General features: G+C 33.2%; 13 protein-coding genes. 9 read left to right on the top strand and 4 right to left on the bottom strand.

From position 1 onward, the window contains the following. The first annotated feature begins 22 nt into the window (after positions 1-22). Together AC3IS6_RS16840 and AC3IS6_RS16835 are read left to right on the top strand one after the other, a co-directional pair. On the top strand, positions 23-1420 hold the full coding sequence (locus AC3IS6_RS16840; RefSeq protein ID WP_489161054.1) for a hypothetical protein: 1398 nt from the start codon (positions 23-25) through the stop codon (positions 1418-1420). Between the two features lie 372 nt (positions 1421-1792). Further along, positions 1793-2518: a hypothetical protein gene (locus tag AC3IS6_RS16835; RefSeq protein ID WP_489161053.1), complete on the top strand. Its 726-nt coding sequence runs from the start codon at positions 1793-1795 to the stop codon at positions 2516-2518. Between the two features lie 98 nt (positions 2519-2616). Here the strand turns inward: AC3IS6_RS16835 and AC3IS6_RS16830 are convergent, their stop codons facing one another. After that, the gene (locus tag AC3IS6_RS16830; RefSeq protein ID WP_489161051.1) at positions 2617-3024 is read right to left on the bottom strand and encodes an XRE family transcriptional regulator; all 408 of its coding nucleotides are present in this window, start codon (positions 3022-3024) and stop codon (positions 2617-2619) included. Between the two features lie 181 nt (positions 3025-3205). On the opposite strand from AC3IS6_RS16830, the gene AC3IS6_RS16825 reads away from it, so the two are divergent. After that, complete coding sequence (locus AC3IS6_RS16825; RefSeq protein WP_489161049.1) at positions 3206-3766, top strand: hypothetical protein; 561 nt, start codon at positions 3206-3208, stop codon at positions 3764-3766. 144 nt (positions 3767-3910) lie between these two features. On the opposite strand, the gene AC3IS6_RS16820 is transcribed toward AC3IS6_RS16825, so the two are convergent. Both AC3IS6_RS16820 and AC3IS6_RS16815 read right to left on the bottom strand, forming a co-directional pair. Next, positions 3911-4468 carry a hypothetical protein gene (locus tag AC3IS6_RS16820; RefSeq protein WP_489161047.1) on the bottom strand — a complete coding sequence of 186 codons (558 nt, stop codon included), beginning with the start codon at positions 4466-4468 and terminating at the stop codon, positions 3911-3913. A gap of 55 nt (positions 4469-4523) precedes the next feature. Next, positions 4524-5765 (bottom strand): hypothetical protein, encoded by a 1242-nt coding sequence (locus tag AC3IS6_RS16815; RefSeq protein WP_489161045.1) that lies wholly within the window; start codon positions 5763-5765, stop codon positions 4524-4526. 397 nt (positions 5766-6162) lie between these two features. Between AC3IS6_RS16815 and AC3IS6_RS16810 the strand changes: the two genes are divergently transcribed. After that, entirely contained in the window at positions 6163-6492 is a 330-nt protein-coding gene (locus tag AC3IS6_RS16810) for a winged helix-turn-helix transcriptional regulator (protein ID WP_489164926.1), read from the top strand. A 540-nt stretch (positions 6493-7032) separates the two neighbouring features. On the opposite strand, the gene AC3IS6_RS16805 is transcribed toward AC3IS6_RS16810, so the two are convergent. After that, positions 7033-7662, bottom strand: a complete 630-nt coding sequence (locus tag AC3IS6_RS16805) for a nitroreductase family protein (RefSeq protein ID WP_489161043.1) — start codon at positions 7660-7662, stop codon at positions 7033-7035. A 267-nt stretch (positions 7663-7929) separates the two neighbouring features. Here AC3IS6_RS16805 and AC3IS6_RS16800 point away from each other — a divergent pair, with 267 nt between their 5' ends. From AC3IS6_RS16800 to AC3IS6_RS16780, 5 genes are all read left to right on the top strand, one after another. Further along, positions 7930-8982: a DUF1852 domain-containing protein gene (locus AC3IS6_RS16800; RefSeq protein WP_489161041.1), complete on the top strand. Its 1053-nt coding sequence runs from the start codon at positions 7930-7932 to the stop codon at positions 8980-8982. A gap of 30 nt (positions 8983-9012) precedes the next feature. Beyond that, complete coding sequence (locus tag AC3IS6_RS16795; protein WP_489161039.1) at positions 9013-10044, top strand: methionine synthase; 1032 nt, start codon at positions 9013-9015, stop codon at positions 10042-10044. 165 nt (positions 10045-10209) lie between these two features. Then, entirely contained in the window at positions 10210-11202 is a 993-nt protein-coding gene (locus AC3IS6_RS16790) for a bile acid:sodium symporter family protein (protein WP_489161038.1), read from the top strand. Between the two features lie 226 nt (positions 11203-11428). Next, a complete protein-coding gene (locus AC3IS6_RS16785; RefSeq protein ID WP_173964873.1) occupies positions 11429-11881 on the top strand; it encodes an Lrp/AsnC family transcriptional regulator in 453 nt (150 codons plus the stop codon). A gap of 129 nt (positions 11882-12010) precedes the next feature. Then, positions 12011-12352 (top strand): IS6 family transposase, encoded by a 342-nt coding sequence (locus AC3IS6_RS16780; RefSeq protein ID WP_489161036.1) that lies wholly within the window; start codon positions 12011-12013, stop codon positions 12350-12352. Positions 12353-12728 lie beyond the last annotated feature (376 nt).

Below are 12728 nucleotides of genomic sequence, written 5' to 3'. Positions count from 1 at the left end.
ACAATTTATAACATTAAGAACAATGATATTTGAACTAGATAGCCATTCTTGGTGGGTTATTAAGATTATCTTTGCGGTAACAACTGGATGTTTAACAATATTTGGTGCAGTCATTGGTTTTCTGATAGTCGACCGCGGCGAACCACTTTCAAAAGTATGGTTTGATCGAGTATGGACCAAAATTGACCAAAGTTCTTTTTTCAAGTTGCCTGAGATTTGCATGGATTTTCTCATCAATGTTAAAAGAAGTATAATCTTTTCACCATTTCGTAAAATCATTAACAATAAGATTCTACTCATATTACTTTTAGTAGAGTTTTTAATTTTAGCCTATCTAGTTTGGTCACAGGATGTCTTTATTAATAATCCGTTTTTTGAAACATCTAGGGAGATGCTTTTTACGTTCCATGACTGGACTAGGCAAATTTTGAATAGTTTTTTTCCATCATTGTCAAATTTCTGGAAGATAGGAATATTATATGCTATCGCTAGCTTGTCCAAAAAAAGTAGCCAAAACATTGGAACGGAAAAATTTTCAATCGGAAATGAGATATTTAGACTTGTATTGAATATTCCACTTTTTCTATTGATTCATTTACCATTCTGTATTTTGCTATTATATCTAGCCTTTGCATCATTATATATTGTTTTTTTCTCTGCTCATATCCTCATCTCTATTATTTTCATAATAATCCTCAACATATTATTGCTTTCAACAAAGCAGGAGAATATGAACAAACGAATGGACATGATTTTCTTAATTTTCACTTCCATTAATCTGACCTACCTTTCTTTCCTGTTAGGTGATCTTTTTTCAGTTAATTTGAACGATTATCAACCAAGAACATTTCAAGCTTTAATTGTGAATACCTTATGTGATTTTTTAACTGTTTACTTGACTTTTACTATTTTTGAACGGCTTAAAAACACTAAAAAGAAAACAGTTTATTTACCTTTTTATGTCCTTGTTTGTATTGTTAGCAGTTCTTTACTATGTGTTATTTCACTCTATTTTTCGCTTTTTAAAACTGATCATGCAATAACTATCACGGGCTGTCTTTATGTATTTATTGGTTATACAGAAGATCTTAAGTATATTAGTTTGGGAAGCCTTTTTTGGTTTATGCACAGCAGTTTAATTCCTGTTCTAATATATATATTAGTTGTATTAGCAGCTTGGGTAGCTAAAATAAATTTACTGCCACTTCGGTGGTTTTTAGGAAGAGCAGTAATCAATGAACAACCTTTAAAATTAACTGGAGCTTTTATTGCTGTTTTTATTGCAATATTTGGATTATGCACTATGATATCGAATGAATTATATTCAAGAGCCAAGGACATAGAAGCTGGCGAACGTAAGAAAAAAACATCGATTATCTATCATAGAAGCAATCCTCGCTCCCCGAAGTGTTCCCTATGAAAACCTTCTCAAATGCCTCTAATTTTGCGTAGTGTGACTATATGCTTGACGGAGACTTCATTAAACGGAAATCTTATTCAGCTGAAACAAAATCGATTAAAAATATATTTTGTTTCAAAAAATGGAACAAAATGATAAGAAATAAAAAATTGTTACCACTTTTGAAACAAACTTGAAAATAGATTAAATTTGTTCATCTGGTAAAATAGAACAATCCTTTGTGAGGGAATAGACACTTTGTAGAGCGGGATATTTAGAAATAGTTTCGTAAACGTGTTTTTGAATTCAAAACATAGGTTCACGAGCGAGACGCTCGCGCCAGCTGGAGATATAATATTATGTCTCATAAGAAACTTTTGAAAAATAATTTAGATGACAGATAGAATAGAAAAACTTTTTAAATTCATTTCTAATAATAGAAAATATAACAAAGCTTTACAAGAGAGATATTATAGGTCAATTATTTTGCCGCATAAAGATGAAAAAGAAAAAATAATTTCTTTACTATACCACATTGCAAACACCCAAAGTCAGCCTAAAATAGACAACCTTGCGGAATTTTATAAATCAATTATTACTGAAGAAAATTCTTTGAAGTCATTTAAAGAATTCATCGTAAAAATTAATCCAAATGGAGAAAGTAATTTTGAAAGTGTTTATAAAGGAATGCTAAATCAAAAAGGATGGGGTTCAAAAACTTCTGCATTACTTTCAAAAAGTATATTTCACTTACATAACGGACAATATTCAGAAGATTTAAAAATTTGGAATGATGTTCCTAGATTAATTGATGAAAACGATAGTTTTTATCTCCCTGTTGACGCTGTTATAATTGCTATTTTTAAAAAATTAAACCCCGGTAAAACTTGGAGTTTTACAAACATAAACTCACTTCTTAAACATAAATATAGTGGACAAGAAATTGAAATTTGGGATGATTTATGGTTTTGGGGATTTATAACACAAAATGGAGGCGAAAACCGAAAATTTGAATGGAATGAAAATAAATACTGGGTATTAAAAGAAAGCGATAAAAACAAAATGAAAATAGAAGAAATAAAAAATAAATGCGAAGAGTTTTTAGAAATCTTTAATTAACAAAAATGAATAGATAAAAATACCTGGCATAACAGGTATTACAAAAAAAAGAGACTTGAAAGTCTCTTTTTTTTTGTAATATATATCTTTATAAAAAATTATTTACCAATCAATTTCTCAAGCCTCGCCATCATTTCATCTTTCTCCTTCAACATACGCTCGTATAATGCAATTTTTTCTTCATGTAGTTTTAAAACCTCCTGTACAGGATTAAATACTGGATGAAGATTAATTGCAGAGGCTCCATCCTTAAAATCTGAAAATGTATTAGAAATAATATTTATCGCTTGTTCCTCATCAAAATTCTGAAAAGCTTCCACAGGAATTTTTAATACAGCTGAAATTTGTTTCAATAGGTTGTCTTCAATTACATCTTTCTGCTCCAACATCGAAATTTTCTTTTGGTTCCAGTCTTCGCCCAGATCATAAGCCAATGCTTCCTGTTTGATGTTAAGCATTTCTCTAAAACGTTTTATATTTCTACCCTGATGTATTTTCTGTTCCATAACGAATATCAATTTTCTAAAGGCTCAAAGATAAAGCCATTTGGATAAAAATCCTGAGTTTCAAAGATAAAAAATTATCTCATAAAACGTCTATTTTGTCAGAATATTATAGCTGTATTCTGAATAGATTATCCTTTTGAAAGAATAGAACTTCGCTTGAGAATTTTAAATCTCCTTGATTATGAAAAAGAATAAAATATCCTTCGAAACTAGTTTTTGGCCAGGGTTTGTGTCGGGAAATCCAATTAAAGCTATTGATGCCTTTTTTGCTTTTGCAGATCTGGATTATTATAAACAGAATTTAACTGAAGCGGTAATGTGCAGCTATAAGAGAGACATCTACGAAGCGAACAATCCTTCCAATGCTTTTATTTTTTATACGGCTATAAACTCTTTTCTAAAAGTGTGTTACTGCCTGCCAGAGAAAAGCAAAAAATGGAAAGTTACAGCATCTTTGCGCTCTGAAACGCTATTTCATCTTTCTGCGCTGACGGAGGAGGAATACGATAATCCTTTTATGGTATTTCAAAAAGCATTTAATGAAAAAACGCTGGAAGAATTTGAATCGTTTCTATGTCTCATTCTGGAGTTTTCCTTGTCTCCTCGTGACGGAGATCCTTACTCTGACCTGACGACGCCCTATATTCATTTAATCAAAATGCTAGATGCAACAGCACTTATGAGAGAAAGGGGAGTGGAGAAAATCAAGAAAAAGGACGCGATTGATCCTGTAACGGAATAAAATATCTTTATCCAAGCTTTAAATTAGGTAAAGGGCAGAAAAACAAATCCCACTTGGTAAGAAATGGGATTTGTTTTTATATGCCTTACCGGGCAATTTACAAACCATTTTCTGCAGGATTTAAATAAATTGGCCTCTTTATAATCAAATTTTTATTCTTGAAAAGTACATAAACCAATTCCATTCCCAAGTTTTCCCATTGTCATTAGAGAATGCTTGTCCCCAAATGGGATTATCAACATCTGTTCGATCATATTGAAATTGCACTATAATTTCTTTTCCATTAAAAATTTCTTTTCCAAAAAAAAGACCTATGTTATTTTCAAAAGAACCCAACAATGGTTGATCGAGTATTCCGGAAATACTATCTGCCCAATATAAACTCCACAATTTTGTTACGGGATTAAACAATCTTAATGCAAACGCTTCAATTGGTTGTTGTTTTGAATCACACATATAATGCTTTTCAATATTACTAATACCGGCTAACAGCAATTCGGTTGTTTTAGAACCTTCAATATTGACCCATTCTTTGCAATTTTTAAATCTTTCTTTTAATTTTTTGTGATGAACTTTATGGTCACCAATTAAAAAGGAATAATCAGATGAATTGGAATTCGATGAGGGTTTAATTTCTAAACTTCCATCAACCAAAAAAGCAGGTGTTTGTGCAATTAACGGGTAATTATTATTGTTTATCATAAATGTTTTAATAGAAGATTACGGATCCTTTTTAAGTTTTTATTTCGGTAATTATTCAGTTTTTGAATTTTGAAAAATACATATACCAATTCCATTCCCAGGTTGTTCCTTCATCAGCAGAAAATGCCTGGCTCCAAACCGGATTTTGCTTGTCTCTTGCATCCCATCGAAAAACAACTAAAATTGGTTTTCCTTCAAAAATATCTTTAGTAAAAAAGTGTGCAACACTATTTTCAAAAGAACCAATAACAGGTGGATCAAATCTGCCTTCGATACTATCAGCCCAATAAATTGACCATAGTTTTGTTCTTGGATTAAACAATCTCACAGTCATTCCTTCAAATGATTTACCATCAAATGTTGCTAAAAAATTATCAATATTTCCTAGTCCATTTAGAGTTCTATACATTTCTTGAGTTGAATTAAATTCAATCCATTCATTACAATTATTTAATCTTGATTTTAGTTTTTTATTTTTCAAATTCCATTTGCCCTCAAAAAAATCAAAATCTGTTTTCGAAGAACTTGGAGATGCTGTAATGATCAGTTCACCATTTTTATCCAAATTTGCTTTTGGTATTTCCAAAGCATCATTTGCCAACAGCTTTGCTTTATTTTGATTTAAAAGAGTCCACTTGTTTTGTGTTGTAATTAATTCCTGCATTGCCTTTTTTAAATCGTCTGGCATATTTGTAATATCTTTTTGTTTTGCTTCGTATTCTTCTATATCCCGGAAGTTTGTTATGGTAACCAATAAGTTTTTGTCCTGAAAAACAGGTAATCTTGGAAAATCATTTTCACCCATTTCGCTCACCCAAATCGAAATATCTTCAATATTTATTGTTTTTAAAAAAGGGATGTAATGCGTCTCAAATAATTCTATTACCTTCTTAAGGGTGTTATTACAGATATAAAAATCAATTACGGTGAATGCTTTGTCCGTTTTTAATGTTGCTGTTTTGTACAAGGGTTTTAGTAAATAAACATTATCAGAGTTAATCATCATTTCATTTGCTCCCTTACCATATTCTTTCCAGGTTGGGCTATCAATATAAAAATCGTTTAAAAATTTAACTCTTGTTTTCATATCTGCAAAACCACGAAACCATACAAATCTGTCGTTGACTTCATTGATTTTGAATTGTCCAAATGTATGTCCGCCCAGTTTAGTCATAGGCGAAACAAATTTTGATTGAAAATACTGACTGAATGTATCCGCCATGTCTGGTTTTAATAAATAATTGCGAAGTTCTAGTACTTCGATGTTTTCTAAATCTTGAGAAGCTGAATTATTCATATAGTTATTTTTTACTTGTTGAGCATTTAGCAGGATTGGTTTACAACAGACCAAAATAATTATTGCGATTAGGGTCGTGAAATGAAATATTTTTGACTTCATAGGATTGCTTTTTATATGTCCCAAGAGTAGTAATTGTGGTTATCGTCAATTTAAAAAAAAACCTGTTTTTTTATAAAGATGATACCAATACTGTTTGACTTAGCAGTTTCAAATATTAACCCTTATACTGCAGCTGTATCTCTTGCCAATATTTTTATTTTTCTAATCCTTACTTAATAAGTATTGAAATTTCCTGTAAAGATAAAATTATGATATCTTTGTTGCAAGTACGTACAATTTTGTACCGTAGATACTAAAAGTATACTAATGTTGATTATCAATTATTTAAAAAACAATAAAAGTGGAAAATAAAATTAGAATTGCTTATTGCCCTGTCGATTATGCGTTTCAAAGAATAGGCGGAAAATATAAAGGAAGGATTTTATGGTATTTAAAAGACACTCTATTACGGTATGGTGAACTTAAAAGAGTAGTAGAGGGGATAACTCCCAAAATGCTTACACAAACACTTAAAGAGTTGGAAGCGGATCAATTAATTTCCAGGAAAGTATATCCTGAAGTTCCGCCTCGTGTTGAATATTCACTTACTGAAACCGGAACTGAATTAATTCCTTTTATAAATCAAATGCGAATATGGGGAGAAAAGCAAATGTCATTGAATTGAGTTTTGAGAAAACAATCCCCCCAAAAAAAAGCTTCAAATTATTGATTTGGAGCTTTTCATTTGTGACAGGGACATGACAAATTTCAACATCTTTTTTGGATGATTTGAAGAAATTGGCTTATATTATATGTAGTGCCTGTCTTCCATTGGCTTTGTTTATTTGGTTTAGATGTCCTGTTGGGGATTGATGGAAAAAAAATAAAAACTCAATAAGGTTTATAGCATTAAACTAGGATGTAATTTTACAAATATTATGGAGGATTTGAAAAGATTGTATAGTTATGATAGAATTGTCTTTCTTTGGCCCTATGAATTATTGTCTGGGATTTTAAAATAAATCTATTTGATTTTCGAAACTTTTTTTAACAAAATCATAATTTATTTGGTTAAATAAGTCTTCCTTAAATTTTGCAGCAAAAATTTCATAGTTGATGGCTAAAATTTATTTTAAGATTCTCCTTAGTTTTTTGTGGCAGAAAAAGCATCAAGTCCACAAGGTTAAGCGTATACTTTACCCATAATAATTAAAAGATCTAAATATTAATAAACTTTCGTTATCATTTCATCTATAGGCAAACGAACTTTTTTCGTAGCTGCCATATAGTCTTTTTCGGAATCGCGATATCCTAAAGCGAGGATAACTGCTGAATGCAGACCTTTCTCCTTCAAACCCAAAACCTCATCGATAGTGGCGGCATTAAAGCCTTCGATAGGAGTGGCGTCCACTTTCAATTCTGCCGCAGCAATAAGTGCAGTTCCTAGTGCGATATAAGCCTGTTTGGCCGCCCAAAGTGCTTTTTGTTCTGCGTTAATAGCGCTAAAATAGGAGTGCAATCCATTTCTAAATCCTGATAAGGCACCAGCATCAAGACCTCTTTGCTTTTCCGTCATTGCTATGTAATCGTCAATGTAAGTCGAAGACATGTCAGTGAATGCACCAAAAACCAGCAAATGAGAGCAAGAGCTAATCTGTCCATTATACGAATCAGCACCTAATTTCTTTTGGATTTCTGGATTGCTTACAACAAAAACACGGTAAGATTGCAGACCACAAGATGATGCTGAAAGATTTATAGCTTCTAAGATCTGATCGACCTTCTCTTCTGTTACTTTAATGTTATTGTAAGCTTTTGTGGCGTAGCGCCATTTTAAATTTTCTATCAAATTCATTACTATGTCTATCTTAAATTTTGGCAAATATAAATGATATTGTTTTCTTTTTCGAGTTTTTGAAGCGCTTCAGGAAACTCCAAATCAATCATCTTAGGTCACTAAAGAATATTTATCTGTTTTCCTTCATTATAATATTTGTTTAAAGATTAATAATCTTTAAAAGCACACCATAAAAGAATGTTTAACTGATTTTATGTGTAAATAAAAATATTTAATCTTTTATATTCAAATTTGTAGGGTAAAAAAACTAAACATTATCATCATATGAAAGCGAACATACAAGAAGATAGGGGAATAAACGAAAAACAGGATATTGAAAACACCCAGAATACAATCAGGAATGATTTTGCATTCACACTAAAGAGCACTTGTTTAGATGAAAACTATCACCCCTCAAGTCAAACGCGTGTGACAACCAATTTTGCAAACTTGGCTAGAGGAGCTAATCGCCAACAAAACTTACGCAATGCCTTAAATATGATTAACAATCGATTCAATGCATTGGCTCATTTGGATAATCCAAAAGCCGATCGTTACCGTGTAGAACTTGAAATCATCACAGTAACGATGAGTATTGATGATAAGAATAGTATTAACAATCTGCCGTTGATTGAAGTTTTAAAAACGAATATTTTTGACCACAAGACTGGCCAGCGTATCGAAGGTATTGCCGGAAATAATTTTTCTTCTTATGTTCGTGATTATGATTTCAGTATTTTATTGATCGACCACAATAAAAATAAATCTAATTTTTGTATTCCTGAAAATTTTGGTGATTTGCACGGAAAACTTTATAAGTGCTTTGTGAGTTCAGCCACTTATAAAGAGCATTTTAAGATGTCACCGATCATTTGTCTAAGTGTATCGAGCAACAAAACTTATACTCGCACTGAGTATCAGCATCCGGTTTTGGGTTTTGAGTATCTGCAGGATCAGTATTCAATCACGGATGATTATTTCTCTAAAATGGGCTTAAAGGTTCGTTTTTTCATGCCTCCGAATAGTGTTGCACCGATGGCTTTTTATCATTCTGGAGATCTACTTGCTGATTATACTGATCTTGGATTAATCAGCTCAATCAGCACGATGGAGGCTTTCCAGAAGATTTATCGCCCTGAAATTTACAATGCAAATTCAGTGGCAGGGAAAATCTATCAACCTAGTATTAAACACGAAGATTATTCACTGACTCGCGTGGTTTATGATCGCGAAGAGCGCAGCCGACTGGCTGTTGAACAGGGTAAATATGCAGAAGAGCATTTCATTAAGCCTTACAAAAGTCTCCTGGAACAATGGTCTGCTAATTTTACCCTTTAATTGATTACAACGCATTAAAATTATACTATTATGAAGAAATTATTATTACCCACCTCTATTGTTGGAAGTTTACCCAAACCTGCCTGGCTTGCACCACCCGAAAAACTTTGGTCACCATGGAAATTAGAAGGCGATCAGCTACTTGAAGGGAAACAAGATGCTTTACGCATTTCTCTGCAGGAACAGCAATTGGCAGATCTCGATATCATTTGTGACGGCGAGCAAACACGCCAGCATTTTGTAACGACTTTTATCGAGCATTTAAGCGGTGTAGATTTTGAAAATCGTAAAACAGTAAAAATCCGTAACCGTTATGACGCGAGTGTTCCGGTGGTTGTAGGTGAGGTTGTACGTCAAAAAGCAGTTTTTGTTGAAGATGCTAAATTTTTAAGGAAACAGACTAACAAGCCTATAAAATGGGCATTGCCAGGCCCGCTGACAATGGTAGATACCTTGTACGACGGCCATTATAAAAGCCGGGAAAAATTGGCGTGGGAATTTGCGAAAGCACTCAATGAAGAAGCAAGAGAACTTCAAGACGCAGGGGTAGATATTATCCAGTTTGATGAACCTGCATTTAATGTGTTCTTTGATGAAGTAAACGATTGGGGAATGGCAGCATTAGAAAGAGCCATTGAAGGTTTACACTGTCAAACTGCGGTTCATATTTGCTATGGTTATGGAATACAGGCAAATACTGATTGGAAAAAGACATTAGGTTCAGAGTGGCGACAATATGAAGAAATTTTTCCGAAAATTCAAAAATCTAAAATTGATGTGGTGTCTTTAGAGTGTCACAACTCCAATGTGCCTTTAAATTTAATGGAACTTGTTCGGGGTAAAAAAGTAATGGTCGGTGCCATTGATGTGGCAACCAACATTATCGAAACACCCGAAGAAGTAGCTGATACTTTGCGTAAAGCTCTTGAGTTTGTAGATGCCGAAAATCTTTACCCTTCAACAAACTGCGGTATGGCTCCGCTATCTCGAAACGTAGCCAGAGGCAAGTTAAGTGCTTTAAGCGCAGGAGCAGAAATTATACGTAAAGAACTTGGGATTTAGTCTCAATGTATTAATTTGAATAGGGTTTCCTTGTTTGAAGCCTGCTGTCCGTAGAATTTAACAGAGCGACTCTGCGGACGGACTAATGAATCTAGAGAATCCACGTTTATCGGCGTAAGATATTTTGTAATCTTGACTCTACGGAGGAATAATATTTAAAACACATTGAAGAAATTATTAGAAGTATTAAAAAAAGCAGGTTTCGACGGTTTCCTGTTAATGATAGCCACCATGATTCTGATGGCTTATTTTTTGCCAAAGCCAGGCATGATCAAAGAACCTGTTTCGTTGGAGGAGATTGCCAATGCAGGCGTTTCCTTGATTTTTTTGTTTTATGGCATGCGACTGAGTGTTGAGAAACTAAAAGCAGGACTTTCCAATTGGAAAATGCATATTGTCGTCCAGTTGACAACCTTTTTATTTTTTCCGCTCATTGTTTTGGCATTTCGTCCGTTGTTTGTCAATAACGGCTTCGAGCTGCTTTGGCTGGGTGTATTTTTTCTGGCAGCATTACCGTCTACAGTATCCTCTTCCGTGGTCATGGTTTCCATCGCCAAGGGAAACATTCCCGCAGCCATTTTCAATGCAAGCATTTCCAGTTTGATTGGAGTAGTCGTTACACCTCTCTGGGTTGGGCTGTTTATAGCTTCCGCGACAGGTGATTTTGATGTCACTCAAATCGTCATAAAGTTGATTTTGCAAGTCTTGCTGCCTGTCATCATTGGCATAAGCCTCAATTCCCGTTTCGGCACCATTGTCGAAAAATACAAGAAACAGCTCAAATATTTCGATCAGGCAGTTATTCTAACGATTATTTACACATCGTTTTGCAAGTCATTTTCCGAACATCTTTTTGAAGGTTTCACAGCTATTGAACTTGCTGGACTCGCTGCAGGGATGATGGTGTTGTTTTTTGCCGTATTCTTTTGTGTCGGACTACTCAGCCGCCTGCTTGGTTTTTCAGATGAAGACCGTATTACTGTCTTATTCTGCGGGTCTAAAAAGTCATTGGTACACGGCACCGTTATGTCAAAAGTACTTTTTCAGCACAGTAACATCACCGGCATCGTATTGCTGCCGCTCATGCTTTACCATGCCTTGCAATTGATTGCCGCCAGCATCATTGCTCAGGGTATGGCTCGACGAAAAGAAGTATAGTTTTATTATGACATAGCCCTTTATTTTTTTTTGATAAAAGACACCAAGGATAACGCTCCCTGCTATAAAATAATGCCTTTTAGATTTTTATACTGTGAAGATAAACGCTGCAGTATGATATGTTTTTAAATTGTTCAAAATAAGATTTTTGTATTGTTTTTGGTTATATTTGAAGAATTTTATTCTGATTTAAAAATAAATTAAACTTGTTTTAAAGTAATATTCTATGGAGCAGATAGATGAAATTGATCTTCAGTTATTAAATATACTACACGATAATTCTAAATACACTGTAAAAGAGCTTGCTAAAATGGTGAATCTTTCGGCATCGCCTGTTTTTGAGCGGATTAAAAGATTAGAAAACAGTGGATATATTAAGAAGTATATAGCGCTCCTTGATGCAGAAAAATTAAATAGAGGTTTCATTGTTTTTTGTAATATAAAACTTAAACAGCACGATCGTAATATTGGGAATCAATTTGTTAGTGATATTATGAAAATAGAAGAAGTTGTAGAATGTTACAATATCTCTGGTGATTACGATTTTTTAATGAAAGTTTCTGCCAAAGACATGAAGCATTATCAGGATTTTGTGTTTAATAAATTGGGATCAGTTGAAAGTATAGGGAGTACCCAAAGTACCTTTGTTATGTCGGAGATAAAAAATATGTACGGATAGTTCCACGATGGCTTATTTATTTGAAATTCGCCTTATCTTTTGTGACAGAAAATGTATTAAGTCCATTTTGGAAGGTTCTGTCGCATCTGGGAATAACTTTTATCTTTAGAATTTTAAACCGATCAAAGAATGAATACTAAAGGTCATTGTTATCCTAAATACATAATTCTTCAATCAGTATATTTCAAATTAAGATTTACACTTAGTTACCGGGATGTTGAAGAAATAATGAAGATTAGAGGAGTGATTGTGGATTATGCCACGATTCAGCGTTGGGTTTATAAGTTTGCAGCTTTGCTTAAGGCAGAGATTAAGAAGAGAAAAGGCAGAGTGGGGGCGAGTCGGAGATTGGATGAGACCTATATCAAAGTAAAAGGTATTTGGTGTTATTTATATCGAGCGGTAGATAAATTAGGCAATACAGTAGACTTTCTTTTGACCAGAAAAAGACAGAGAATGAGTGCTCAATAATTTAATCTTATCAAGCTTAATGATTCTTATTTGAAAAGGGATTTATCTGATACAAGAAGCCTAATTGGTCTAGTTTACCCCGAAAATTTCACAATTCACGAAAATAAAGTACAAACCTCTAGAGTGAACAAAATAGTGGAGTCTATTTATCTTCATTAATAAACAGTTAAAAGTAAAAAAAACGGGACAAAAGATGATTTTTATCTTTTGTCCCGAGAAGTGACCTCGACGATACAAATTACAAATCATTTTATGCAAGATTTAAAGAAATTAGCTTATTTTCAAGTTGATTTGTAAGATAATTATTTTAAATTTTTATTCAAGATCGGTTTGTATGTATCGTAGTGGTTAAATGTTAAAAACGTTAAAACTTATT

The organism is Flavobacterium sp. KH_035 (genome assembly GCF_057839565.1).
Note: the sequence above shows the minus strand (reverse complement) of the source record. Positions and strands in the feature narration are given on the sequence as shown.

Bases quoted from the DNA above. Each gene is read 5' to 3' on its own strand.
- AC3IS6_RS16795 (WP_489161039.1), top strand. From the start codon at position 9,013: ATGAAGAAATTATTATTACCCACCTCTATTGTTGGAAGTTTACCCAAA.
- AC3IS6_RS16785 (WP_173964873.1), top strand. From the start codon at position 11,429: ATGGAGCAGATAGATGAAATTGATCTTCAGTTATTAAATATACTACAC.
- AC3IS6_RS16780 (WP_489161036.1), top strand. From the start codon at position 12,011: ATGAATACTAAAGGTCATTGTTATCCTAAATACATAATTCTTCAATCA.
- AC3IS6_RS16825 (WP_489161049.1), top strand. From the start codon at position 3,206: ATGAAAAAGAATAAAATATCCTTCGAAACTAGTTTTTGGCCAGGGTTT.
- AC3IS6_RS16840 (WP_489161054.1), top strand. From the start codon at position 23: ATGATATTTGAACTAGATAGCCATTCTTGGTGGGTTATTAAGATTATC.
- AC3IS6_RS16815 (WP_489161045.1), bottom strand. From the start codon at position 5,765: ATGAATAATTCAGCTTCTCAAGATTTAGAAAACATCGAAGTACTAGAA.
- AC3IS6_RS16835 (WP_489161053.1), top strand. From the start codon at position 1,793: ATGACAGATAGAATAGAAAAACTTTTTAAATTCATTTCTAATAATAGA.
- AC3IS6_RS16800 (WP_489161041.1), top strand. From the start codon at position 7,930: ATGAAAGCGAACATACAAGAAGATAGGGGAATAAACGAAAAACAGGAT.
- AC3IS6_RS16805 (WP_489161043.1), bottom strand. From the start codon at position 7,662: ATGAATTTGATAGAAAATTTAAAATGGCGCTACGCCACAAAAGCTTAC.
- AC3IS6_RS16820 (WP_489161047.1), bottom strand. From the start codon at position 4,468: ATGATAAACAATAATAATTACCCGTTAATTGCACAAACACCTGCTTTT.
- AC3IS6_RS16830 (WP_489161051.1), bottom strand. From the start codon at position 3,024: ATGGAACAGAAAATACATCAGGGTAGAAATATAAAACGTTTTAGAGAA.